21 protein-coding genes are annotated in these 22,464 nt (G+C 67.7%); 7 read left to right on the forward strand and 14 right to left on the reverse strand.

What is annotated here, in order from left to right:
* Positions 1-2 precede the first annotated feature (2 nt).
* Together scpA and F3H57_RS09800 are read right to left on the reverse strand one after the other, a co-directional pair.
* A complete protein-coding gene (scpA, locus tag F3H57_RS09795) occupies positions 3-2,135 on the reverse strand; it encodes a methylmalonyl-CoA mutase (RefSeq protein WP_149755842.1) in 2,133 nt (710 codons plus the stop codon).
* Entirely contained in the window at positions 2,098-3,018 is a 921-nt protein-coding gene (locus F3H57_RS09800) for a hypothetical protein (RefSeq protein ID WP_149755717.1), read from the reverse strand. Before F3H57_RS09800 ends, scpA begins: the two co-directional genes overlap by 38 nt.
* Before the next feature lie 170 nt (positions 3,019-3,188).
* Between F3H57_RS09800 and F3H57_RS09805 the strand changes: the two genes are divergently transcribed.
* Entirely contained in the window at positions 3,189-3,632 is a 444-nt protein-coding gene (locus tag F3H57_RS09805) for a DUF4174 domain-containing protein (protein WP_149755718.1), read from the forward strand.
* A gap of 116 nt (positions 3,633-3,748) precedes the next feature.
* On the opposite strand, the gene F3H57_RS09810 is transcribed toward F3H57_RS09805, so the two are convergent.
* The 7 genes from F3H57_RS09810 to F3H57_RS09835 form a co-directional block, all read right to left on the reverse strand.
* On the reverse strand, positions 3,749-4,348 hold the full coding sequence (locus tag F3H57_RS09810) for a hypothetical protein (protein ID WP_149755719.1): 600 nt from the start codon (positions 4,346-4,348) through the stop codon (positions 3,749-3,751).
* Between the two features lie 4 nt (positions 4,349-4,352).
* Positions 4,353-6,353, reverse strand: coding sequence for an acetyl-CoA carboxylase biotin carboxylase subunit (locus F3H57_RS09815; protein ID WP_149755720.1), 2,001 nt, complete (start codon positions 6,351-6,353; stop codon positions 4,353-4,355).
* A gap of 138 nt (positions 6,354-6,491) precedes the next feature.
* On the reverse strand, positions 6,492-6,704 hold the full coding sequence (locus F3H57_RS09820) for a hypothetical protein (RefSeq protein ID WP_149755721.1): 213 nt from the start codon (positions 6,702-6,704) through the stop codon (positions 6,492-6,494).
* Between the two features lie 397 nt (positions 6,705-7,101).
* Positions 7,102-7,461, reverse strand: coding sequence for a hypothetical protein (locus F3H57_RS09825; protein WP_149755722.1), 360 nt, complete (start codon positions 7,459-7,461; stop codon positions 7,102-7,104).
* A gap of 81 nt (positions 7,462-7,542) precedes the next feature.
* Positions 7,543-7,686: a hypothetical protein gene (locus tag F3H57_RS22180; RefSeq protein WP_188129649.1), complete on the reverse strand. Its 144-nt coding sequence runs from the start codon at positions 7,684-7,686 to the stop codon at positions 7,543-7,545.
* Between the two features lie 214 nt (positions 7,687-7,900).
* Entirely contained in the window at positions 7,901-8,284 is a 384-nt protein-coding gene (locus F3H57_RS09830) for a DUF6497 family protein (protein WP_394349825.1), read from the reverse strand.
* Between the two features lie 466 nt (positions 8,285-8,750).
* Entirely contained in the window at positions 8,751-10,283 is a 1,533-nt protein-coding gene (locus F3H57_RS09835; RefSeq protein WP_149755723.1) for an acyl-CoA carboxylase subunit beta, read from the reverse strand.
* 171 nt (positions 10,284-10,454) lie between these two features.
* On the opposite strand from F3H57_RS09835, the gene F3H57_RS09840 reads away from it, so the two are divergent.
* Both F3H57_RS09840 and F3H57_RS09845 read left to right on the forward strand, forming a co-directional pair.
* Positions 10,455-11,681 carry a multidrug effflux MFS transporter gene (locus tag F3H57_RS09840; protein WP_149755724.1) on the forward strand — a complete coding sequence of 409 codons (1,227 nt, stop codon included), beginning with the start codon at positions 10,455-10,457 and terminating at the stop codon, positions 11,679-11,681.
* Between the two features lie 108 nt (positions 11,682-11,789).
* Entirely contained in the window at positions 11,790-13,187 is a 1,398-nt protein-coding gene (locus tag F3H57_RS09845) for a helix-turn-helix domain-containing protein (RefSeq protein WP_149755725.1), read from the forward strand.
* A gap of 91 nt (positions 13,188-13,278) precedes the next feature.
* Here F3H57_RS09845 and F3H57_RS09850 read toward each other — a convergent pair whose 3' ends face one another.
* The 5 genes from F3H57_RS09850 to F3H57_RS09870 all read right to left on the reverse strand — a co-directional run bounded on the left by F3H57_RS09850 (position 13,279) and on the right by F3H57_RS09870 (position 17,145).
* Entirely contained in the window at positions 13,279-13,854 is a 576-nt protein-coding gene (locus F3H57_RS09850; RefSeq protein ID WP_262504505.1) for an N-acetylmuramoyl-L-alanine amidase, read from the reverse strand.
* A gap of 83 nt (positions 13,855-13,937) precedes the next feature.
* Positions 13,938-14,645, reverse strand: coding sequence for a hypothetical protein (locus F3H57_RS09855; RefSeq protein ID WP_149755727.1), 708 nt, complete (start codon positions 14,643-14,645; stop codon positions 13,938-13,940).
* Between the two features lie 30 nt (positions 14,646-14,675).
* A complete protein-coding gene (gatA, locus tag F3H57_RS09860) occupies positions 14,676-16,163 on the reverse strand; it encodes an Asp-tRNA(Asn)/Glu-tRNA(Gln) amidotransferase subunit GatA (RefSeq protein WP_149755728.1) in 1,488 nt (495 codons plus the stop codon).
* On the reverse strand, positions 16,160-16,450 hold the full coding sequence (gatC, locus tag F3H57_RS09865) for an Asp-tRNA(Asn)/Glu-tRNA(Gln) amidotransferase subunit GatC (RefSeq protein ID WP_149755729.1): 291 nt from the start codon (positions 16,448-16,450) through the stop codon (positions 16,160-16,162). Before gatC ends, gatA begins: the two co-directional genes overlap by 4 nt.
* Positions 16,451-16,488: 38 nt before the next feature.
* Complete coding sequence (locus F3H57_RS09870) at positions 16,489-17,145, reverse strand: ceramidase domain-containing protein (protein WP_149755730.1); 657 nt, start codon at positions 17,143-17,145, stop codon at positions 16,489-16,491.
* Positions 17,146-17,301: 156 nt separating this feature from the next.
* On the opposite strand from F3H57_RS09870, the gene F3H57_RS09875 reads away from it, so the two are divergent.
* The 4 genes from F3H57_RS09875 to F3H57_RS09890 all read left to right on the forward strand — a co-directional run bounded on the left by F3H57_RS09875 (position 17,302) and on the right by F3H57_RS09890 (position 22,362).
* Positions 17,302-17,994 carry a metal-dependent hydrolase gene (locus F3H57_RS09875; protein WP_149755731.1) on the forward strand — a complete coding sequence of 231 codons (693 nt, stop codon included), beginning with the start codon at positions 17,302-17,304 and terminating at the stop codon, positions 17,992-17,994.
* A 100-nt stretch (positions 17,995-18,094) separates the two neighbouring features.
* Complete coding sequence (locus F3H57_RS09880; protein WP_149755732.1) at positions 18,095-19,093, forward strand: hypothetical protein; 999 nt, start codon at positions 18,095-18,097, stop codon at positions 19,091-19,093.
* 82 nt (positions 19,094-19,175) lie between these two features.
* Entirely contained in the window at positions 19,176-20,474 is a 1,299-nt protein-coding gene (locus F3H57_RS09885; RefSeq protein ID WP_149755733.1) for an O-acetylhomoserine aminocarboxypropyltransferase/cysteine synthase family protein, read from the forward strand.
* Positions 20,475-20,793: 319 nt separating this feature from the next.
* Complete coding sequence (locus F3H57_RS09890) at positions 20,794-22,362, forward strand: hypothetical protein (protein WP_149755734.1); 1,569 nt, start codon at positions 20,794-20,796, stop codon at positions 22,360-22,362.
* Positions 22,363-22,464 lie beyond the last annotated feature (102 nt).

Here is a 22,464-nt window from a genome sequence, read left to right on the forward strand (position 1 = left end):
CGTCACCTGGCGCGCGCCTCGCGGATCAGCCGCAGGATGTCCTGCGCCGCTTCGGGGATATTGGTGCCGGGCCCGAAGATCGCCTTCACCCCGGCCTTCTGCAGGAAGTCGTAATCCTGCTGCGGGATCACCCCGCCGCAGATCACCAGGATATCCTCGGCCCCTTGCGCCTTCAGGGCCGCCACAAGCTGCGGCGCCAGCGTCTTGTGACCCGCCGCCTGGGAGGAGATGCCAATGACGTGCACGTCGTTGTCGACCGCGTCCTGCGCCGCTTCCTCGGGCGTCTGGAACAGCGGGCCGACATCCACGTCGAAGCCGATATCGGCAAAGGCCGTCGCGATCACCTTGGCGCCGCGGTCGTGACCGTCCTGGCCCATCTTCACCACCAGCATCCGCGGGCGGCGGCCCTCGTCCTCGGCGAAGTCCTCCACCGCCTTCTGGATCGCCGCGAACCCCTCGTCGCCCTCGTAGGCCGCGCCGTAGACGCCCGCGAGCGTCTTCACCTCGGCCCGGTGCCGGCCGAACACCTTCTCCATCGCCATCGAGATCTCTCCAACGCTCGCGCGGGCCCGCGCCGCCTCCACCGCGGCGGCCAGAAGGTTGCCCTCGCCCGCCGCCACACGCTCCAGGTCCGCCAGCGCGGCGTCGCAGGCCGCCTGATCGCGGCTGGCGCGTATCCGCTCCAGCGCGGCCACCTGGCTCTCCCGCACCGCCGAATTGTCGATGTCGCGGATGTCGAGGTCCTCTTCCTTCGGCAAGCGGTACTTGTTCACCCCGACGATCACGTCCTCGCCGCGATCGATCATCGCCTGGCGCGTCGCCGCCGCCTCCTCGATCCGCAGCTTCGGCATGCCGGAGGCGACCGCCTTGGTCATGCCGCCCATCCCGTCCACTTCCTCGATCAGCGCCCAGGCCTTCTCGGCGAGGTCATGGGTCAGCTTCTCGACGTAGTAAGATCCGGCGAGCGGATCGACGACCTTGGTCACCCCCGTCTCTTCCTGAAGGATGAGCTGCGTGTTCCGCGCGATCCGGGCCGAGAAATCGGTCGGCAGCGCCATCGCCTCGTCGAGCGCGTTGGTGTGGAGCGATTGCGTCCCGCCGAGCACAGCGCTCATCGCCTCGTAGGCGGTGCGAATGACGTTGTTGTAAGGGTCCTGTTCGGAGAGCGACACGCCCGACGTCTGGCAATGCGTCCGCAGCATCTTGGAGCGCGGATTCTTCGCGCCGAGATCGGTCATGATCCGGTGCCAGAGCATCCGCGCCGCGCGCAGCTTCGCCGCCTCCATGAAGAAGTTCTTGCCGATGGCGAAGAAGAACGACAGCCGCCCCGCGAACTTGTCGATGTCCATGCCGCGCGCGACCGCGGCCTCGACGTATTCCTTGCCGTCGGCGAGCGTGTAGGCCAGCTCCTGCACGAGGTTCGCGCCGGCCTCCTGCATGTGATAGCCGGAGATCGAGATCGAGTTGAAGCGCGGCATCTCGGCCGAGGTGTATTCGATGATGTCCGCGATGATCCGCATCGAGGGTTCGGGCGGATAGATATACGTGTTGCGGACCATGAACTCCTTGAGGATGTCGTTCTGGATGGTCCCCGACAGCACCGACTTGTCGTGGCCCTGCTCCTCCCCGGTGACGATGAAGTTCGCCAGCACCGGGATCACCGCGCCGTTCATCGTCATCGACACCGACACCTTGTCGAGCGGGATGCCGTCGAACAGCACCTTGGTGTCCTCCACGCTGTCGATGGCGACGCCGGCCTTGCCGACATCGCCGACGACGCGCGGATGATCGCTGTCGTAGCCGCGGTGGGTGGCAAGATCGAAGGCGACGGAGACGCCCTGCTGCCCGGCATCGAGCGCGGCGCGGTAGAAGCGGTTGCTCTCCTCGGCGGTGGAGAAGCCGGCATATTGCCGGATCGTCCATGGCCGGCCGGCATACATCGTCGCCTTCACGCCGCGGGTAAACGGCTCCAGCCCCGGCAGGGTGCCGAGATGCGGCAGGCCGGCGACGTCCTCCTCTGTGTAAAGGGGCTGGATGTCGATCCCCTCGATCGTCTTCCAGGTCAGATCGTCGAGGCTGCGCGTCTTCAGCTCGCTCTCAGCCAGAGCCTTCCAGTCGTCCTTGGTCGCACTCATCATCCTGTCCTCTTCTCGGGCGATCCGGGCGCGCGGCCTGTGCCGCCTGGACCGGATCGGGGTCCTCCACATACCGCGCGAGGCCATCCGCCCCGGCGCGCAGCCAGTAAAGATCGTCCTGGTAGCTCTCGCGCAGGGCCGCCGCGAGCTCGTCGGGAAACGGTTGCCAGGCCTCTCCACGCAGGCGCAGCGCCGCCGGATCGCGGCCCTGCTCGGCCAGGAGCCGGCACAGCTCGGGCGGGCGCGGGGCGCGGTTCGCCCCGAAGGCGCCCGGCGGCGATGGCGGCAGGGCCGGATCGCCGGTCAGCGCGGCCATCAGTGCGTGCGGCGCATCGGCGAAGCGTTCGTATGGCGTCACCACGATCTGCGTGTCCGGCAACGCACAGGCAAGATCGGCGATCACCTCGCGCCAGCCGCGCCGGGCGGCGAGGATGCGCGCCAGCGTCACGCCGTCCGGCGGCGCCACCCCGCGCGCCACGAGACAGGCGAAGAGCGAGGTCCAGTAGCTGGCCGGTTCGCGGATCTGCAGCACCGCCCGCGCCGGCCCGAAGGCCGCGCCGAGCCGCGCCAGACGCTCCCCAACCGCCGGGTATAGGCCGTGCGCGCGCAGGTTCGCACGCGGCGTGCCGATCATGTTCGCGTCGCTCACCACCAGCGTTGTCGTGCCGCGCGCCGCCTCGGCCGCGCAGGCCAGTTTCACCCGGCCGACATCGCGCGGCCGCGCCTCTCGCGAGGCCACGTTGTGCAGCAGGCCCGTCCGGGTCCGGCGCGGATCCCAGACGGTGATCCCCCGCACCGAAAGCGCGTCGGCATGCGCGCGTGCATAGAGCTGGAACGCGGTCGAGGCGGAGCGATGCGCGCCGAGATGCAGACAGACGTCCATGACACTCTCCCGTAGCCGGTGGCGGGAAGCCTTGCGGCATGGCCATGAGGACGCCGTTAACGCCGGCTTTCGCCAGAGTTTCCGAACGCGCAGACGCGGCGCTGACATTTTCGGGATCGCCCGTCCGCAGGTGATACCCAAGTGCCGGCACGGGGACTATATCTAACGAGATGACACGCTTTTTGACCATTCTCGCGGCGCTTCTCCTGTCCGCGCCCGCCCTTGCGGCCGACGGCACTGCGACAGACGACCTCATCGTCTCGGCCGAGGGTCGCAGCCTCGACGAGTTCCGCTGGATCAAGCGACCCATCGTGGTCTTCGCCGACAACCCCGCCGATCCCCGATACGTCCAGCAGATGCAGTTTATTGCCGACCGCGAGGAGGCGTTGCGCGAACGCGACGTTGTGGTGATCACCGACACCGACCCCTCCGGGCGCTCCGCGATCCGGCAGGAGCTGCGCCCGCGCGAATTCATGTTGGTGCTTCTGGCCAAGGACGGCAGCCGCGTGCTGCGCAAGCCCTTCCCCTGGTCGGTGCGCGAAATCACACGCTCGATCGACAAGCTGCCGGCGCGCCAGCAGGAGGTGCGCGACGGACGAAATGGCGCGCCATAGCCGCAGGGCGCGTTGATTTCGCGCCGCGCCGGACGTATGTATACCTTATGGGACCGGACGGTCCGGCCTACCGAGCGAGGAAAGCGATATGTCGAGATCACCGAAATCGCCGCCCCCTATTTCCGGCCAGACCGGCCCGCGCCCGGGATACTGAGGCTCGGCGCCTGTGCGCGCCGCACTTCAGATATGCTCTCGTCCAGCGCCTCCAGTGCGCTGCGCCCCATCTCCAGCGCCTCCAGTTTCAACGAGATGTAGTCCGTGTACATCTTGATGCGCTGCGGCTGCGTGCTGTCGCGGAAGCCCGTGTCTCGCAGATCGGCGATGATCGCCTCGATTGCGAAGACCTGGTTGTAATACCGAACGATCGGCTGGATTGCCGCCTCCGGCAGGAGGTGGATGCTGTCGATCGACGCCTGGAAGATGGTGTCGTTGCGCTCCGTCGGGATCAGCGGGACGTAATCGGGATCGGATTCCATCGTCTCCACCATCGCCCGCCACGCCTCGTTCAGATCGAACCGCGGATTGCCGAGGATGTCGACGTAATGCTGGATCTCGGCGCGAAGCGCGACCTGCAAATCCTCCTGTCGCGCCCGGCGCCGGCGCTTTTCGCGCCCGCGCTCGCGCAGGCCCGCCATCAGCCAGCCGACAGACGCGACGCCGGCGCCGACGAGTGCGGCGGCAAGGCGCGGATCGCTGTTGACGGCGGTATCGGTCATCGCTCTATTCGAACTCCATGATCACGTCGTCGACGGCAAGGCTGTCGCCCTCGCCCGCGTTGACCTTCGACACCAGCGCCTTGCGTTCGGCGCGCAGGATATTCTCCATCTTCATCGCCTCGACGGTGCAGAGCGCCTGACCCTCCTGAACCTCGTCGCCCTCACCCACGTGGAGCTTCACCACGAGGCCCGGCATCGGGCAGAGCAGCATCTTGGACGTGTCCGGCGCCTCCTTCTCGGGCATCAGCCGCGCAAGCTCCGCCTGCCGGGGAGAGCGAACGTGCACACGCAGGTCCGCGCCGCGCGACCGGATGCGGAAACCGCCTGAGATCTTGCCGACCTTCATGACCAGCGGATCGCCGTCGACCGTCATGCGGGCAAGTTGATCGCCCGGTGTCCAGTTGCCCTGCACACGGTGCGACTTGTCCCCCGCGAAGCGCACGGTGGCGCCGTCGCGGTCGGCGGCGACGGTGACGTCGAAATCGATCCCCTGCAGCGCGACGTTCCAGTCGTCGCCCACCTTGCGTTCGTGGTTGTCCAGCGTGCCGGAAATGCGCGCGCGCCGGATCTCCGCCACCCGGTTCATCGCCGCGCAGGCCGCCGCAATGCGCCGCAGCGCCGCCTCGTCCAGGTCCACGCCCTGGAAGCCCTCGGGATATTCCTCGGCGATGAACGCGGTGGTGATGTCGCCCGACACGAATTTCGGGTGGTCCATCACCGCCGAGAGGAACGGCAGGTTGTGCCCGATCCCTTCCACCTCGAACCCGTCGAGCGCGTTGCGCATCCCCTCGATCGCGTCCGCCCGGGTCGGCCCCCAGGTGCAGAGCTTGGCGATCATCGGGTCGTAGTACATCGAGATCTCGCCGCCCTCGAAGACGCCGGTATCGTTGCGCACCACGGCCGCCTCCACGTCCAGCTCTTCCGGCGGACGATAGCGCGTGAGCCGGCCGATGGAGGGCAGGAAGCCCCGGTAGGGATCCTCCGCGTAGAGGCGGCTCTCGATGGCCCAGCCGTTCAGCTTCACGTCATCCTGGGAAATCGTCAGCGCCTCGCCGTTCGCGACGCGGATCATCTGCTCCACGAGGTCGACGCCGGTGATCAGTTCGGTCACCGGATGCTCCACCTGCAGGCGGGTGTTCATCTCGAGGAAGTAGAAGTTCTTGTCCCCGTCCACGATGAACTCGACCGTGCCGGCGCTGGTATAGCCCACGGCCTTGGCCAGCGCGCAGGCCTGTTCGCCCATCTTCTGCCGGGTCTCGGGGTCGAGGAACGGGCTTGGCGCCTCCTCGATCACCTTCTGGTTCCGCCGCTGGATCGAACATTCCCGCTCGCCCAGATAGATGCAGTTGCCGTGGCCGTCGGCGAGGACCTGAATCTCGATATGGCGCGGCTGGGTGACGAACTTCTCGATGAAGATGCGGTCGTCGCCGAAGCTGCTCGCCGCCTCGTTCTTCGACGACTGGAAGCCCTCGCGCGCCTCGTCATCGCTCCAGGCGATGCGCATGCCCTTGCCGCCGCCGCCGGCGCTGGCCTTGATCATCACCGGGTAGCCGATCTCGGAGGAGATCCGCACCGCCTCCTCGGCGTCCTCGATCAGGCCCATATAGCCCGGCACCGTCGACACCCCGGCCTCCTGCGCGAGCTTCTTGGAGGTGATCTTGTCGCCCATCGCCTCGATCGCGCCCTTGGGCGGGCCGATGAAGGCGACGCCGGCCGCGTCGAGTGCCTCGGCGAATTTCGGGTTCTCGGACAGGAACCCGTAACCGGGATGCACCGCTTGCGCGCCAGAGCTGCGGATCGCCTCCATCACCTTGTCGATCACGATATAGGACTGGCTCGCCGGCGCGGGACCGATATGCACCGCCTCGTCGGCCATTGCGACATGCAGCGCGTTCCTGTCGGCGTCCGAGAAGACCGCAACCGTCTTGAGGCCCATGCGGCGGGCCGTCTTGATGACCCGGCAGGCAATTTCGCCGCGGTTGGCGATCAGGATCTTGTCGAACATCTCCGTCCCTTTCGATGTATCGGCCCCGGCGCGCGGCCACGTGGGCACGCGCAAACACGAAAAAGGCCACCGAGGCGCGATGCCCCGGTGGCCGGAAACTCGTCCGTCACGCGGCCGGTGGCCGCGGTCGGGCTCAGATCAGCGGCAGACGCCCGGCGTGACGTCGTCACACACGGTGCCGGCCGCGATGCCGGCTGCCGCACCGATGGTGCCGTCGCCACCGAGCGCGCGGTCCGCGGCATAGCCGCCGACGCCGCCGAGCGCCGCGCGCGGCACGTCCGAGCTCTCGCAAGCCGCGAGGCTCCCGCCGAGTGCGCCGACCAGTGCGGTGAACTTGATGACCTTAAGCATGAGGAAGACTCCCTTCGTTCCCAAATCGCGTCTTGGATGTACGCGCCGGGAACACTTGTCCGTCGAAACTTGTTCCGCTGAAAGGGGGGAATCACATAGTATTGAGCGTTGCCTTGCCGGCGCCCCCCGCAACCGGCAAGGCTCCGCTTATGCGCCATTTTGCGCACAGCCGGTGCCGCAGGAAAAAATCCGGGCGGCCGGTCAGGGGAAAGTCCGGTCCGCCCGGAAGGGGAAGGGTTACGGTGACCATGCGGCCGAGGTGTGCGAAGCCGCATAGCAAGTGACCCAGTTTGGGACGGTTCCACGCTGTCAGAGACGCCGGCCACCGCCAAGCCTGCGACACACGCCGCGCGTGTCTCGGCCCGTTCTCGCCCATAGGCGTCCCCCTTCGGCTGAATCATGCCCAGAACTCCGGGTCGAAGGCCTCGGGAAAGCTCGCTCGGGCGGCCGCCTCGTCAATCACGAGTTGCGCATCATAGGACGCGGGGTCGAAAGGATCTTCCGCCGGCACCACTTCGCGCCCGAACAGCCAGGACAGCCGGCCCGCGTCGAGGTTACCGCGCTCGAACGGTTCGGTGCCGAAATAGTGCCAGAGCGCGGCCATGAACCACAGATCCGCGCGCCGGTCCGGCGGACGGCGGTCGGCATAGCGCTCGCGCCGGGTGATCGGCGTGATCCCCTTGGGGTTGGCGCGGCGGATGGTGAACTGGAAATCGGTGCCGGGCAATCGCCCGGGAAACCCGCGATGCTTCAGCATGGGCCGGCCTCCGATCTGACGAAGGCGCGGGTGCGGCCCGATGGCGGGACGGATCGGCGACCGATCCGTCCCCCGATCCGATTACTTGTACTTGCCGGTGTAGACCGGTTCGGACGTGATCGGCGCGGGTTCGACCACGACGACTTCTTCTTCCTGCTGGCCGCCGCATGCCGACAGAGCAGCGACGAAGCCGAACAGGGCGGCGAGCTTAACGGTGTGGGACATCCTAGTCTCCTGTCAGTGTTCACAGAACGAGCGGCCCCCTTGGGATCCCCTCGTCCGAGTCGTGATGTAGCAGTCACAATACTGCGACCACCCCCCAAGCTAGCGGAATTTTTAAGGAAAGGATATGCGAGACGGTGACATAGGGGCGCATGTGACGCGAAAGACGCAAAGGACGGCATGTCCTGCCCATGTCCCGCAAGATGTTGTGCGGCCATCAGAACGGCTCCCAGATACAGGCGTCACCCTCGACGCTGTAGGCCTCGAAAACCTGAAGGATTCCGGGGCGCGCAACCCCGAATTCCACCGGCTCGGCCGAGAGGCTGATGACGATGCGCCGGACTTCCGGGTCGGCCTCCTCGAGGGCGGGCAACGCCAGGTCCCGGCACAGCGTGTCGATGTCGTCCGTCAGCTCCGGAAGGTCACCCGCGATGTCCGCCAGGCCCGGCGCGACGAAGCGGTAGCGATAGAGACCGCCAGGTTCGGACAGCACCTCGTGCAGCTCGACCGCCTGGCCCGAGGGCAGCGCAGGCATGTCTTCGGCAAGGGCGGCGACGGGAGCCAGAAGCGCGGCAATGAGGCAGCCCCGGCCCCTTTTCAGGGCTCCTCCCGCCGGGGCTGCGCTAGCGCGGGCCGGGCCCGCTACCTCGATATGGCATCGGGGGTGTGGCATCATCGTCCGCCCCCCGTCCGCGCCCAGGCCTGCCAGCGCGCCCTGTGGGACGGCGAGGACAGCAGCGCGGCAATTTTCGCGTCGGTGTCGCAGGGCGCCCGGGAATTCAGCCTCCCCCCGGCGCGAATGCTCATTCCTTCGCCACAATTCGTAATCTCTATCACAGGCGAGAAACCGCGCAAGTGTTGCATTTGCCGCCAGAGATCCTGACGAACCGCGCGGGCCAGTCGGCTCCGGCGCTCGACGACCGGGAAGTGCTGCCGCGCCACCACGTCGAAGCGCGGCGGCCAATGCCGGGACTCCACGAGGCGCCCGGGTTCCGCTTTCACGTACCAGCCGCGCTGACGCGGCGGCGCGGCGCCCCAGTCCTGATCTTTCCCCTGCCCCATCGCGATCAGAGCGGAATATTGTCGTGTTTCTTCCACGGGTTCGCGAGCGTCTTGCCGCGCAGCGCCGCAAAAGCCCGGCTCACCCGCCGGCGGGTCGAGCGCGGCTGGATCACCTCGTCGATGAACCCCTTTTCGGCCGCCACGAACGGATTTGCGAAGCGGCTTTCGTATTCCGCCGTGCGCGCCGCGATTTTCTCCGCATCGCCCAGTTCGGAACGGTAGAGAATCTCCGTCGCGCCCTTGGCGCCCATCACCGCGATCTCGGCCGTGGGCCAGGCATAGTTGAAATCGCCGCGCAGATGCTTGGACGCCATCACGTCATAGGCCCCGCCATAGGCCTTGCGGGTGATGACCGTGACCTTCGGCACCGTCGCCTCGCCATAGGCGAACAGGAGCTTCGCCCCGTGCTTGATGACGCCGCCGTATTCCTGCCCGGTCCCCGGCAGGAAGCCGGGCACGTCGACGAAGGTCAGGATGGGGATCTCGAAGCAATCGCAGAAGCGCACGAAGCGCGCGGCCTTGCGGCTGGAATCGATATCGAGGCAGCCGGCAAGAACCATCGGCTGGTTCGCCACCACGCCCACGGTCTGCCCTTCGAGCCGGATGAACCCGGTGACGATGTTGCGCGCGAAATCGGCCTGGATCTCGTAGAAATCGCCCTCGTCCGCGACCTTCTCGATCAGTTCCTTCATGTCGTAGGGGCTGTTGGCGTTCTCGGGCACGAGCGTGTCGAGCGACGCTTCCTGCCGGCCCGGCTCGTCGAAAAACGGGCGCACCGGCGCCTTTTCGCGGTTCGACAGCGGCAGGAAATCGACGAGGCGCCGGACCTCGGCCAGTGCCTCCACGTCGTTCTCGAACGCGGCGTCGGCGACGGAGGATTTCTTCGTATGGGTCGAGGCGCCGCCCAGTTCTTCGGCGGTCACCACCTCGTTGGTCACGGTCTTCACCACGTCGGGGCCGGTGACGAACATGTAGGAGCTGTCCTTCACCATGAAGATGAAGTCGGTCATCGCCGGCGAATAGACCGCGCCGCCCGCGCAGGGGCCCATGATGACGGATATCTGCGGGATCACCCCTGAGGCCATGATGTTGCGCTGGAACACTTCGGCATAACCGGCGAGCGAAGCCACGCCTTCCTGGATCCGGGCACCGCCGGAATCGTTCAGCCCGATCACCGGGGCGCCGTTCTGCAGCGCCATGTCCATGATCTTGCAGATTTTCTGGGCGTGCGTCTCGGACAGCGAGCCGCCGAAGACGGTGAAGTCCTGGCTGAAGACATAGACCATGCGGCCGTTGATCGTGCCCCAGCCGGTAACCACGCCGTCGCCGTAGGGACGTTGCTTCTCCATCCCGAAATCGGTGCAGCGATGGGCGACGAACATGTCGAACTCCTCGAAGGAGCCTTCGTCGAGCAGGAGGTCGATGCGTTCGCGCGCGGTCAGCTTGCCCTTGGCGTGCTGACTGTCGATCCGCTTCTGTCCGCCGCCGAGGCGGGCCTCGGCGCGGCGGTCCTCGAGTTCTTGCAGAATATCCTTCATCCGCCCGCTCCTCTCGGCTTCATCGCGCCGGACCATACAGCGCGCGGGTCATGCCTCAAGCGATTTTCGGCAAATTTGCAAATCCGGCATAGGCCCCACGCGGAACATCGCAAACCCGCAAAGTCACGGGGGCCCGTGGACAGCCCTGCCAAGCCGCCCTAGGACCGATCCATGGCCAATCTTCCCAAGGTCGTCTTCCTCGACCGTTCCACCCCGCCGCATATTGTCACGCTGGTCCTGTTGTCGGGGCTTTCGGCGCTGGCGATGAACATCTTCCTGCCCAGCCTGCCGGCGATGGTCGACTATTTCGACACCGAATACCGGCTCGTGCAACTGTCGGTGGCGGTCTATCTCGGGGTGAACGCAGGGCTGCAGATATTCCTCGGCCCGGTCTCCGACAAGTTCGGGCGGCGGGTCGTCATCCTGGCCGGGCTGGTGATCTTCGTGCTGGCCACGATCGGCTGCCTGCTGGCGCGCGACATCTACGTCTTTCTCGCCTTCCGCATGGTGCAGGCGACGGTGGTCACCGGCATGGTCCTGGGCCGCGCGGTGGTGCGCGACATGGTCCAGCAGGACCGCGCCGCGTCGATGATCGGTTACGTGACCATGGGCATGGCGCTGGTGCCGATGATCGCCCCGGCCATTGGCGGCGTGCTCGACCAGGCGTTTGGCTGGAAGGCGAATTTCTGGCTCATGCTCGCGCTCGGCATCGCGCTGTTCTGGCTGACGTGGCGCGACCTTGGGGAAACGGCCGCCCCGTCGGGCCTGAGCCTGCGCCAGCAATTCGGCGAATACCCCGAGCTTCTGCGCAGCCCTCGGTTCTGGGGCTACGCGCTCGCCGCGGCGTTCTCTTCGGGGGCGTTCTTCTCCTATCTCGGCGGTGCGCCCTTCGTGGGCACGGAGGTCTTCGGTCTCGATCCGGCGACGCTGGGGGTCCTGTTCGGGGCGCCGGCGGTTGGCTATCTGGTGGGCAACTGGGCCTCGGGCCGCTTTTCGGCGTCCGTCGGCGTCAATCGCATGGTGCTGATGGGCGCGCTTATCAACGCCGCCGGGGTCGGCACGTCGATGCTCGTCTTCGCCGCCGGCCAGGGCTCGGCGCTCAGCTTCTTCGGCTTCATGTGCTTCGTCGGCCTTGGCAACGGCATGACCATCCCGAACGCCACCGCCGGCGCACTGTCAGTGCGCCCCCGCCTTGCGGGCACGGCTTCGGGCCTTGCCGGCGCGATCATGATCGGCGGCGGCGCGGCGCTCTCGGCGCTGGCCGGGGCACTGTTGCAACCCGGCACCGGCCCCTGGCCGCTGCTGTGGCTGCAGTTCCTCACCGGTCTGTGCGGCATCGCGGCCATCGCGCTGGTGGTCCTGCGCGAGCGCCAGCTCGAACGCACCGCCGAGGGCTGACCCGCGCGCGGTCACGGTCATGAAACCGGCGGTCATGTCTGGGCAAACGGCGTGCAATTTGCAAACTATCCGGGCCACATACGCAAATCCGCGAACTCCGGAGCCCCGATGCCCGTCCAGAAACTCTATGCCGGTGCCAAGTTGCGCGATCTGCGCGGGCGCCTCGCGCTCACGCAGAAGGATTTCGCCGCCAAGCTCGGCGTGTCGCTGCCCTACCTGAACCAGATGGAGAACAACAACCGGCCGGTCTCCACCACGGTCCTCTTGGCGCTGGCGCAGGAATTCGGCTTCGACGTCACCGAGCTTGGCCAGGGCGACGCCGAGCGGTTGATCACCGACATGCGCGAGGCGCTGGCCGACCCGATCTTCGCGGAGACGCCACCGCTCGCCGACCTGCGGCTTACCGCGTCGAACGCGCCCGCCTTCGCCCGGGCGTTCCTCGAATTGCACCGCGCCTACCGACAGACACACGAACGGCTCGCCTCCCTCGACGAGGCGCTGGGGCGCGAGGGATCGCAGCTTCAGCCCTCCCCGTGGGAGGAGGTGCGCGACTTCTTCCACTATTGCGACAATTACATCGACGCCGTGGACCGCGCCGCCGAACGCTACGCCACGCTCGCCCCCGAAGAGCCGTCGCTGCGCGAAGCCGCCATCGCCCGGCTGCGCCGCCGCGGCGTGACCGTTGCGCTTGCCGATATCCAGACGCTGCGCCACTACGACCCCGAGGCGCGGCGGCTGACGCTGTCGGCGCGCGCCCCGCAGGAGACGCAGACCTTCCAGTGCCTGTTGCAGGTGGCGCTACTGGATTACGGGCCGCTTCTGGACGCCACGCTCGACCTCGCGCGGTTCCAGTCGGACGCGGCGCGGTCGATCGCGAAGATCGGGCTGGCCAATTATTTCGCCGGCGCGGCGATGATGCCCTACCGCGCCTTCCTGGCGGCGGCGCGCGAGATGCGGCACGATCTGGAACGGCTCGCCCTCGCCTTCGGCGCCTCGATCGAACAGGTGGCGCACCGGCTGTCGACGTTGCAACGTCCGGGCGCGAAGGGCATCCCGTTCTTCTTCGTGCGGGTCGACCAGGCCGGCACGATCACCAAGCGGCATTCCGCGACGCGGCTGCAATTCGCCCGCTTCGGCGGCGCCTGCCCGCTGTGGAACGTACACCGGGCCTTCGAGACGCCCGGCCGCTTCCTGCGCCAGCTGGCCGAGACCCCGGACGGGGTGCGGTACATCAGCCTCGCACGTGACGTCTCCAAGCCCGGCGGGCATTACGGTGCGCCGGTGCGCCGCTACGCCATCGCACTCGGCTGCGAGGTCGCCCATGCGGGCGCGCTGGTCTATGCCGACGGGCTGGATATCGCGCGAGCCGAGGCGTTCGAGCCCATCGGGATCTCCTGCCGGATCTGCGAGCGGCGCGATTGCCACCAGCGCGCGGTGCCGCCGCTGGAGCGCAAGCTGTCGATAGCCCCGGACCGGCGCGAAGTGCTCCCTTACGAGGTGGAGTAAAGGGGTCGGGCGCGAAGCCAGTGGGCCAGCCCCTCGCGCTTTCCGGGGTTTATGTGAGCAGGTGAAGGAGGGAAGCCGGCGCGCGCCTAGGTCAGGTGGCAGCCGGCCAGCGCGCCGCGAGGCTGGCGACGAGCGCGCGGTCGGTGTCGTCTTCCGGGCCCTGCGCCCAGGGACGCAACCGCATCCGGAGCGCCTGCAGGAGCGCCCCGTCTTGCCCGTCCGACCAGACGTAACCGGCGCGTCGCGCATCGGCAGCGAGATCGCCCGGCCGGCCCGGCTCGGGCCAGACCGCCAGCCCGCGCCGCGCGAGGCGCCGCCAATCGAAGCGCGGGCCGGGGTCGATCTTTCGCCCGATGGCCACGTCGGAATGACCGAGGACCCGTTCCGTCGGGATCGACCAGCGGGCCAGGATGCCCTCCAGCAGGGTCTCCAGGGCGATCATCTGCGGCTCTGCGAAAGGCTGCGCGCCGTTGTTGGCCAGCTCGATCCCGATGGAGCGGGAATTGACGTCGGTCACCCTGCCCCAGGCCCCGACCCCGGCGTGCCACGCCCGGCGCGACTCGTCTACCAGCTGCCAGACCCGCCCGGCTTCCGAGATCAGGTAATGCGCCGAGACCTCGCGCTGCGTGTCGCAGAGCGTGTGAAGCGCCGCGTCGCAGCTTCGCATCGCGGTATAGTGCAGGATGACCAGATCGGGGCGCGCACCGCCCCGCCGGGCCCCGTGATTGGGGCTGGGATGCTGAACCGGGATCAGCCCCGGCTGCGCCGGAAGGGCGCCGGGTTCCAGTCGCAGGCGAAGCCATCGCCGTCGGCGTCAAGGCCCTTGCGGTCGCGCTCCGGCCCGCCGGAGGCGAGGAAATCCTCCTGCGCAAGGTCGGCGGATGCGTAGTCGGCGCAATTGCGCTGCTCGCGCGACTTCGACGCGAAGGCGGAGCGGCTGTAGATCGGCTGACCCACCTGGTTCGAGGTCCGCAGCGCGTATTCCACCACGTTGACCGACTCGCCGGCCGGCCGGGGCGGCAGCGGCTCCGGCGTGACTTGCTGGTACTGCGCCGTGTTCTGCGCGACGCGCGCAGCATCCTGCTCGATGGATCGCTCGGCAGACACCGCGTCGAAATCGTTCTCCGAGGAGATTCCGGCTCCGTTCGTCACCGCCGAAGGGGCCGGCGCATTGCCCGACGGCCCCGGGAACGCGCCCGACGAATTATCCATGTCCGAGCCGGACCGGTCGAGCGCCGCGGCCGCCATCGACGCGATGTCGTCACCGCCATTGCCCCCGCTGGTCCCGGCCTCTGGCTGCGTGCTCCCGCTGTCCACGTTCGGGCGGTCGGTCTGCGCGAGCTGCCGGTCGACCTGGGCGCGCCGCGTGTCGTCGTAGCCGGCCACGTCGTTCGGCACGGTCGGGGCGCAGGCCGCGAGGGTCGCAAGCGCCACGGAGGAAAGAACAAGAAGCCGCATCGGATCACCCGTCTGTCGCATGTCGCCGCGTTACCACCACCGGTCGGGCTTCGCCACGATCCCTGCCGCACGTTCCAGTGAGGAGGCGACGTTCAGAAGATCGCCCTCTTCCCACGGCCGACCGATGAGCTGCAGCCCCAGCGGCAGTCCGTCCCGGTCCTGCCCGGCCGGAACCGAGATCCCCGGCAGACCGGCAAGGTTCACCGTGACAGTGAAGACGTCGTTGAGGTACATCTGCACCGGATCGGCCTCTTCCATCGCACCGAGCGGGAAGGCCGCAGACGGCGTCGCCGGGGTGAGGATTGCGTCCACCCCCTGGTCGAATGCGTCCTCGAAGTCCTTCTTGATCAGCGTCCGCACCTTGCGCGCCCGGTTGTAGTACGCGTCGTAGAACCCCGCCGACAGCACGTAGGTTCCCACCATCACCCGGCGCTGCACCTCGGGGCCGAAACCCTCGGCGCGGGTCTTTTCGTACATGTCGACGATGCCGTCGCCCTGCGCCAGCGTCGCACGGTGGCCGTAGCGCACCCCGTCGTAGCGCGCGAGGTTCGACGATGCCTCCGCCGGGGCGATCACGTAATAGGTCGGCAGCGCGTATTTCGTGTGCGGCAGGGAGATATCGACGACCTTCGCGCCGGCATCCTCCAGCATCTTGCGACCCTCGGCCCAGAGCGCCTCGATCTCCTCGGGCATGCCGTCCATGCGGTATTCGCGCGGGATGCCGATGGTCTTGCCGCGGATATCACCGGTCAGCATAGCCTCGAAATCCGGCACCGCGAGGTCGGCGGAGGTGGAATCCTTCGGATCGTGCCCCGCCATGGCGCGAAGAAGGATCGCCGCGTCGCGCACGTCCTTGGTCATCGGCCCGGCCTGATCGAGCGAGGAGGCGAAGGCGATGATGCCCCAGCGCGAACAGCGCCCGTAGGTCGGCTTCAGCCCGGTGATCCCGGTGAAGGCCGCCGGCTGGCGGATCGATCCGCCTGTATCGGTGCCCGTCGCGGCAAGGCAGAGATCCGCCGACACCGCCGCCGCCGACCCGCCCGACGAGCCGCCCGGCGTCAGTGCCGTGTCGTCGCTGCCGCGCCGCCAGGGGTTCACCGCGTTGCCGTAGGCGGAGGTCTCGTTCGACGAGCCCATGGCGAACTCGTCCATGTTGAGCTTGCCCAGCATCACCGCGCCGGCCTCGAAGAGCTGCGAGGTGACGGTGGATTCGTATTCCGGCTTGAAGCCGCCGAGGATCCGGCTCGCCGCCTGGCTTTCGACGCCGCGGGTGCAGAACAGATCCTTGATCCCCATCGGGATACCGCAGAGGTCCGGCGCATCGCCCGCCTTGAGGCGCAGATCGGCGGCGGCGGCCATGCCGCGCGCCCGCTCCGGCGTCTTGTGCGCGAAGGCGCCGAGGGCATCGGCCCCCTCGATCGCCCCGAGGCACGCCTCGGTCAGCTCCGCGCTCGTCACCTCGCCGCGGCGCAGGGCATCGCGCGCCGCACCGATCGTCAGCTTTGTCAGCTCGCTCATTCCACCACCTTCGGGACCGCGAAGAAGCCCTCGCGCGCATCGGGCGCGTTCGACAGGACCGTCTCGGCCATGCCGCCGTCAGTCACCACGTCGTCGCGGCGCTTCAGGCGCATCGGGGTCACCGACACCATCGGCTCCACCCCCTCGACGTCGACTTCCTGCAACTGCTCAATGAATCCGAGGATGGCGCCGAATTCCTGCGCCAGTGCGGGCAGCGCGTCGTCGTCGACGCGGATCCGCGCGAGCTTGGCCACGCGCGCGGCGGTCGCGGTGTCTATGGCGGTCATGGGGCACCTCGTCGTCGGGGTCTCTCAGGGCCCCGCCTTTACCCCCGTGCCCCGCCGCTCGCAAGGACATGGGCGCGCAACACCAGGATCATCCACGCCAGCATCGCGGCATTGAGGATGTGCCACAGGAAATGCGTGCCCACCGGCAACGCCCCGCAGAGCGGCGCATCGAGCGTGCGAAAGGCAATGGACACGCACAGGAGCCCCGCGCCGAGCGCCAGGCCGCGCGCCGTTTCCGGCGCCCGCCGCGCCAGCAGCGCGGCATGGGCGAAGATCAGGAGCGGCACCGGCACGTAGGCGGCCGAGCCGCCCAGCACGTCCCGGAACGGCAGCACCTCCGCCAGCGCCATCATCGCGGGCACCGAGACGAGCGTGCAGACGCCGGCAGCAAACCGCCCCTGCCCCCAGAATTCGCGATGCGCGGCGTAGATGTAGAGGACAATGAACCCCAGGATCGGCAGCACGTCCGCCATGCCGGCCCAAGCCTGTGCCACCGTGTGGAACAGCCCCGACCCGATCCCGATCAGGACCAGCACCGCCGCCAGCGCCCGCGCCTTCGGCAGGCCCGCCGTCTTTGGCCAGACCCAGAGCGCCGCGAACATGAACGCCAGGTTCGTCACCGCGTTCACCGGCTCGGACCAGAGGCCGGGTCCCAGGCGTTCGCAATAGCCATCCACCGCTGTCGTCCAGTCCACCCGCCGCTCCTTCATCTGCCCGGAAATATCCCGGGGAGCGCGAGGGGCTGGCCCCTCGCCTCGCACCGCCGCCCCTGCGGCCGTAGGGGCATCTAGACCCGAAGCCGGGACAATCTAGCTGGCCCGGCAGCGCAACACCTCACCGGAGAGAGACCCATGAAGATAACCTGGCTCGGCCATTCCTCCTTCCGCCTCGAGATCGCGGATCACGTCATCCTCCTCGACCCCTGGCTCGACGGCAATCCGTCCTTCCCCGAGGATCGCCGCGAGGAGGCGACGAAGGGGGCAACCCACATCCTGCTCACCCACGGGCACTTCGACCACGCCAGCGAGGTGGTCGGCCTTGCCAAGTCGCTTTCTGTACCGGTCATCGGCCAGTTCGACCTGATGGGCCATTGGGAAGAGAACGAGGGCCTCGAGGTTACCGGCTTCAACAAGGGCGGCACCGTGGACCTAGGTGACTGCAAGATCACCATGGTCCACGCCACCCATTCCTCGACCATGCCGGGGCCGCACGGGCCGGTCTCCGCCGGCTCGGAATGCGGCTTCATGATCGCGGCCGAGGGACACGTGATCTACGTGTCGGGCGACACCGACGTGATGGCCGACATGGGCGTGTTCCAGGCGCTGCACCAGCCGGATATCGGCATCCTCTGCGCCGGCGGGCACTTCACCATGGACATGACGCGCGCGGCCTACGCGGCGAAGACCTTCTTCGACTTCAAGACGGTCATCCCCTGCCACTACAAGACCTTCCCGCTGCTCGAACAATCGGCCGAACCGCTGAAAACGAGCCTGCCGGGTGTCGACGTGATCGAACCCGAAGTCCTCTCACCGATCGAGATCTGATCGCGCGCGTGGGCGGGGCCTCGGGGCCCCGCTGCCACGGCAAAACCGCTCGCGGGTTCCGGGCCGCTTCGGCATAATGCGAAGCAAAACGAGCAGAGCCATGACGGACCGTCCCGACCGCCCGCCCCGCGTGAACATCCTGATCGTCGCTCAGTCCGGGCGGCTCGAATACGAGGCGGCGCTGTTCGCGCTGTCGCTGTCGCGCAGCCTCACCGGGGACAGGTTCCGCCTTATCGTGGCGGAGCCGCAACCCGGTCCGCTCTGGCACGCCGATCCGTGCATCGGCCCGGAGATCCGCGCGCTGCTGGAAGCGCAGGGTGCGACCATCGTGCCCTTCGAGAGCCGGTATTTCGGCGCCGCCTATCCTTACGGCAACAAGATCGAGGCGCTCTTCGCCCTGCCCGATGAGCCTTTCGTCTTCTTCGACACCGACACGCTCGTCACCGGCGATCTCGATGCCGTGCCCTTCGACTTCGACCGGCCGACCGCGTCGTTCAGGCGCGAAGGAACCTGGCCGGTGATCGAGCTCTACGGCCCCGGCTACGAGGAGATCTGGCGCGCGCTCTACAACCGCTTCGGGCTCGATTTCGAGAGCACGCTCGATCCGGACTGGCCGGACGAATACTGGCAGCGCTACCTCTACTTCAACGCCGGTTTCTTCTTCCATCGCAGGCCCCGTGTCTTCGCCGAACGCTTCCTGCGCTACGCGCTGACGATCCGCGACGACCCGCCCGACACGCTCGTCTGCCAGAGCCTCGATCCCTGGCTCGACCAGGTGGCGCTCCCCCTGGTGATCCACGGGCTCGGCGGCGGCAGACACACGCTGCCGCCCGGCTGGCTCGACGGGGCGACGACCTGCCATTACCGGATGCTGCCGATGCTCTACGCCCGCGAGGACGATCACGTCGTCGAGACGCTGGAGGCGATCTGCGCGCCGAGCAGGGTCAGGAAGGTGCTGAAGGCCCACGACCCGATCCGACACATGGTCTATCATGGCCGCGGCCGTAAGGTGCGCGCGCTCTTCGACCGGGCCCACCTGCCGCGCAAGGAACAGGCCATCCGCAACCGGCTGAAGCGCGAAGGCTTCTGGATGCGCTGAGCGCCCGCCCGCAACCGGCGATGGACGCCCCTCCCGCCAGCGGCTAGCGTCGCCCGCGGACACGACCCACGGGAGGACGACAATGACCGAAACGCCCCAATACGGCTTCGACACGCTCCAGATCCATGCCGGCAGCCGGCCCGACCCCGCCACCGGCGCGCGCCAGACCCCGATCTACCAGACCACAGCCTACGTGTTCCGCGACGCGGACCACGCGGCGGCGCTCTTCAACCTTCAGGAAGTGGGCTACATCTATTCGCGGCTGACCAATCCCACGGTCGCGGTGCTACAGGAACGCATGGCCACGCTCGAGGGCGGCGCCGGCGCGGTCTGCTGCTCTTCGGGCCATGGCGCGCAGATCATGGCGCTGTTTCCGCTCATGGCGCCGGGGCGCAACGTCGTGGTCTCGACGCGGCTCTACGGCGGGTCGGTGACGCAGTTCAGCCAGACCATCAAGCGGTTCGGCTGGTCGGCGACCTTCGTCGATTTCGACGATCTCGACGCGGTACGCGCGGCGGTGGACGACGACACCCGCGCGATCTTCTGCGAATCGATCGCCAACCCGGGCGGCTATATCACCGATCTCGACGCCATCGCGGAGATCGCGAACGACGTCGGCCTGCCGCTCATCGTCGACAACACCTCGGCGACGCCGTACCTGTGCCGACCGATCGAGCACGGGGCGACACTGGTCGTTCACTCGATGACCAAGTTCCTGACCGGCAACGGCACCGTCACCGGCGGCTGCGTGGTCGACTCGGGAACCTTCGACTGGTCCGCCTCGGGCAAGTTCCCGTCGCTGTCCGAGCCCGAGCCCGCCTATCACGGCCTGAAGTTCCACGAGACCTTCGGCCCGCTGGCTTTCACCTTCAACGGCATCGCCGTGGGGCTGCGCGATCTCGGCATGACGCTGAATCCGCAGGCGGCGCATTACACGCTTCTCGGGATCGAGACGCTGAGCCTTCGGATGAAGAAACACGTCGAGAACGCGGAGGCCGTGGCTCGCTGGCTGGAGAACCACGATGCGGTGTCCGCCGTGACCTATGCCGGCCTGCCCTCTTCGCCTTGGCACGACCGTGTGGCGCGGATCTGCCCCAAGGGGGCCGGCGGGCTCTTCACCGTGACGCTCAAGGGCGGGTACGAGGCCTGCACCAAGCTGGTCGACAGTCTGGAGCTCTTCAGCCATGTCGCCAACCTCGGCGACACGCGCTCGTTGATCATCCATTCGGCCTCCACCACGCACCGCCAGCTCACGCCGGAGCAGCAGAAGGCGGCGGGCGCGGCGCCCGACGTCGTGCGCATCTCCATCGGGATCGAGGATGCCGACGACCTGATCCGCGACCTCGACCAGGGCCTGGCCAAGGCAGCGGCGGCCGCCTGAGGGCGACGCCAGTGGCCCCGCGACCGCGCCGTCGCGGAGCCACTGGCGAGACTTCGCCAATTTTTTCGCCTTCGCTCGAAAAAATCGCTCGGAACATTATCGCCGGTCGTAGCACGCCCGGCATCTTCGGCGCCTGCCAAGAAAATCGGCGTGGCGCCGCGCTGCAGCAGCAGCGCTAACACCTCCGTTCTTTCCTCCGATTTCGCGCTTTCCGCGCCGGAATGCACCCGTACCCGGCGGAACATCGCCGGACGCGAGCTGTTCGCTGCTCAGGCCCTCAGCCAATCCGAATGTGAAAGTCACGGAGGACCACGACCACATGACGACCTTTACCCGCCTTCTCGTGAGCACCGCGCTCACGCTGCCCATGGCCGCCGCACCCGCCTTTGCCCAGGACTCCGATCAGCCCTGCCAAGAGCTTTCGACAATGATCGAGGACGGGGTGCCGCAGGATGCCTCGCTGACCGAGGAAGAGATCCGCACCGCGATCGAGAACGAGGAGACCTCGGTCTGCTCCGATCAGCTCGCGCAGCTCGAGCAGATGGAAACCGACAGCGACGGCGCGGAGGCGGATGCCGAAGCGAGCGCGGAAGCCGAAGTGGCCGAGCGTGAACAGACCACCGTTCAGATCGACGAAGAGCGTGTCGTCGAGGGCGTTGTCCGGCTCGAGCGCACGCCGCCGCAGGTGGACGTGGAACAAGGCGCCGCCGACGTGACCGTCCGCAATGCCGAGCCCGAGGTGACGGTCCAGCAGCAGCAGCCCGAGATCACCGTGCGCCAGCCGCAGGCGACCGTGTCGCTGGAAATGGCGCAGCCGACCGTGCGTATCGACCAACCGGCGCCCGAAATCACCATCACCATGCCGGATCCGAACGTCGACGTCGCGAACGCGGAACCTCAGGTCGACGTCCAGCAGGGCGAGCCGACCGTGTCCGTGCAGCAGGCGCCGCCGGCGGTGAACCTCGACCTTCAGGTCGTCAACAACGAGGACGCGACCGGCGACGGCGTTCAGGTCGAGGACTCTCAGTCCGGCCAGACCTACGCGCAGGGCGAAGAGCAGGAGCTCCAGCCGCTCGACAACGCCGAGGTGGCCGTCACGCAGGCCGAGCCGAACGTGACCTACGAGCAAGCGTCGAACCAATCGGGTGACGAGAGCGACGCGGCCGAGGGTAGCAACTCCGGCGGCGTAACGTTCGAGAGCGCCGGCCAACCGACGGTGAACTACGAATCCTCCGAGCCGAACATCGAGTTCAACATGACCGGCGAGCCGCAGGTCGAGTTCACCCAGTCCGGCGAGCCGCAGATCACGATGCAGACTGCGCAGTCCGGCGACGCATCGGACCAGCAGGACGGCGAGCAACAGCAGGCGTCGGATCAGTCCGGTCAGTCGGCCGAGGGCGACGAGTCCGAGATGGCAAACGCCGAGGACAGCGAGATGACCTCGGACGACAGCCAGTCCGCCGAAGCCAACGCGAGTGCCGAGTCGGACAACAGCGACAGCGGTGACATGCAGTCCGCCGATGCCGAGCAGTCGGCCGGTGAAGGCGAAGACATGCAGACGGCCGGCGGTCAGAACGATCTCGGCATCTCGGTCGACGGCTACGAGGCAGTCGCGGCCGCGGATGTCGAGCGTGAAGAGCTGACGGACTCCGCGCTGTTCAACGCCAACAACGAGCGGATCGGCGACATCGAGGAAGCGGTCACCAACGGTGACGGCATCGAGCAGATCGTCGTCGGCGTCGGCGGCTTCCTCGGCCTCGGTCAACGCCAGGTGGCAGTGTCCCTGGACGAACTGCAGGTGATGCGCGCCAGCGAAGGCGACGAGGTCCGCGTCTACACCGACATGACGCGCGACGAGATCGAGAACATGGAACAGTACGACGGCTGAACGCCGCTCAGAAACATTCCTACAAAGGGCCGGTGCATTGCACCGGCCCTTTTTCTGTCGGGTTTTCCTAACCCAGTCGCCGCGAGATAACCGAAGGACACC

It is taken from the genome of Roseivivax sediminis (assembly GCF_900112685.1).
GTDB lineage: Bacteria > Pseudomonadota > Alphaproteobacteria > Rhodobacterales > Rhodobacteraceae > Roseivivax > Roseivivax sediminis.

Coding starts and splice junctions, on each gene's coding strand:
- gatA (WP_149755728.1), bottom strand. CDS start 16,163: ATGAGCGAGCTGACAAAGCTGACGATCGGTGCGGCGCGCGATGCCCTG.
- F3H57_RS09800 (WP_149755717.1), bottom strand. CDS start 3,018: ATGGACGTCTGTCTGCATCTCGGCGCGCATCGCTCCGCCTCGACCGCG.
- F3H57_RS09810 (WP_149755719.1), bottom strand. CDS start 4,348: ATGACCGATACCGCCGTCAACAGCGATCCGCGCCTTGCCGCCGCACTC.
- F3H57_RS09845 (WP_149755725.1), top strand. CDS start 11,790: ATGCCCGTCCAGAAACTCTATGCCGGTGCCAAGTTGCGCGATCTGCGC.
- scpA (WP_149755842.1), bottom strand. CDS start 2,135: ATGAGTGCGACCAAGGACGACTGGAAGGCTCTGGCTGAGAGCGAGCTG.
- F3H57_RS09875 (WP_149755731.1), top strand. CDS start 17,302: ATGAAGATAACCTGGCTCGGCCATTCCTCCTTCCGCCTCGAGATCGCG.
- F3H57_RS09820 (WP_149755721.1), bottom strand. CDS start 6,704: ATGCTTAAGGTCATCAAGTTCACCGCACTGGTCGGCGCACTCGGCGGG.
- F3H57_RS09890 (WP_149755734.1), top strand. CDS start 20,794: ATGACGACCTTTACCCGCCTTCTCGTGAGCACCGCGCTCACGCTGCCC.
- F3H57_RS09850 (WP_262504505.1), bottom strand. CDS start 13,854: ATGCGAAGCTGCGACGCGGCGCTTCACACGCTCTGCGACACGCAGCGC.
- F3H57_RS09835 (WP_149755723.1), bottom strand. CDS start 10,283: ATGAAGGATATTCTGCAAGAACTCGAGGACCGCCGCGCCGAGGCCCGC.
- F3H57_RS09885 (WP_149755733.1), top strand. CDS start 19,176: ATGACCGAAACGCCCCAATACGGCTTCGACACGCTCCAGATCCATGCC.
- F3H57_RS09840 (WP_149755724.1), top strand. CDS start 10,455: ATGGCCAATCTTCCCAAGGTCGTCTTCCTCGACCGTTCCACCCCGCCG.
- F3H57_RS22180 (WP_188129649.1), bottom strand. CDS start 7,686: ATGTCCCACACCGTTAAGCTCGCCGCCCTGTTCGGCTTCGTCGCTGCT.
- F3H57_RS09880 (WP_149755732.1), top strand. CDS start 18,095: ATGACGGACCGTCCCGACCGCCCGCCCCGCGTGAACATCCTGATCGTC.
- F3H57_RS09815 (WP_149755720.1), bottom strand. CDS start 6,353: ATGTTCGACAAGATCCTGATCGCCAACCGCGGCGAAATTGCCTGCCGG.
- F3H57_RS09855 (WP_149755727.1), bottom strand. CDS start 14,645: ATGCGGCTTCTTGTTCTTTCCTCCGTGGCGCTTGCGACCCTCGCGGCC.
- F3H57_RS09825 (WP_149755722.1), bottom strand. CDS start 7,461: ATGCTGAAGCATCGCGGGTTTCCCGGGCGATTGCCCGGCACCGATTTC.
- gatC (WP_149755729.1), bottom strand. CDS start 16,450: ATGACCGCCATAGACACCGCGACCGCCGCGCGCGTGGCCAAGCTCGCG.
- F3H57_RS09805 (WP_149755718.1), top strand. CDS start 3,189: ATGACACGCTTTTTGACCATTCTCGCGGCGCTTCTCCTGTCCGCGCCC.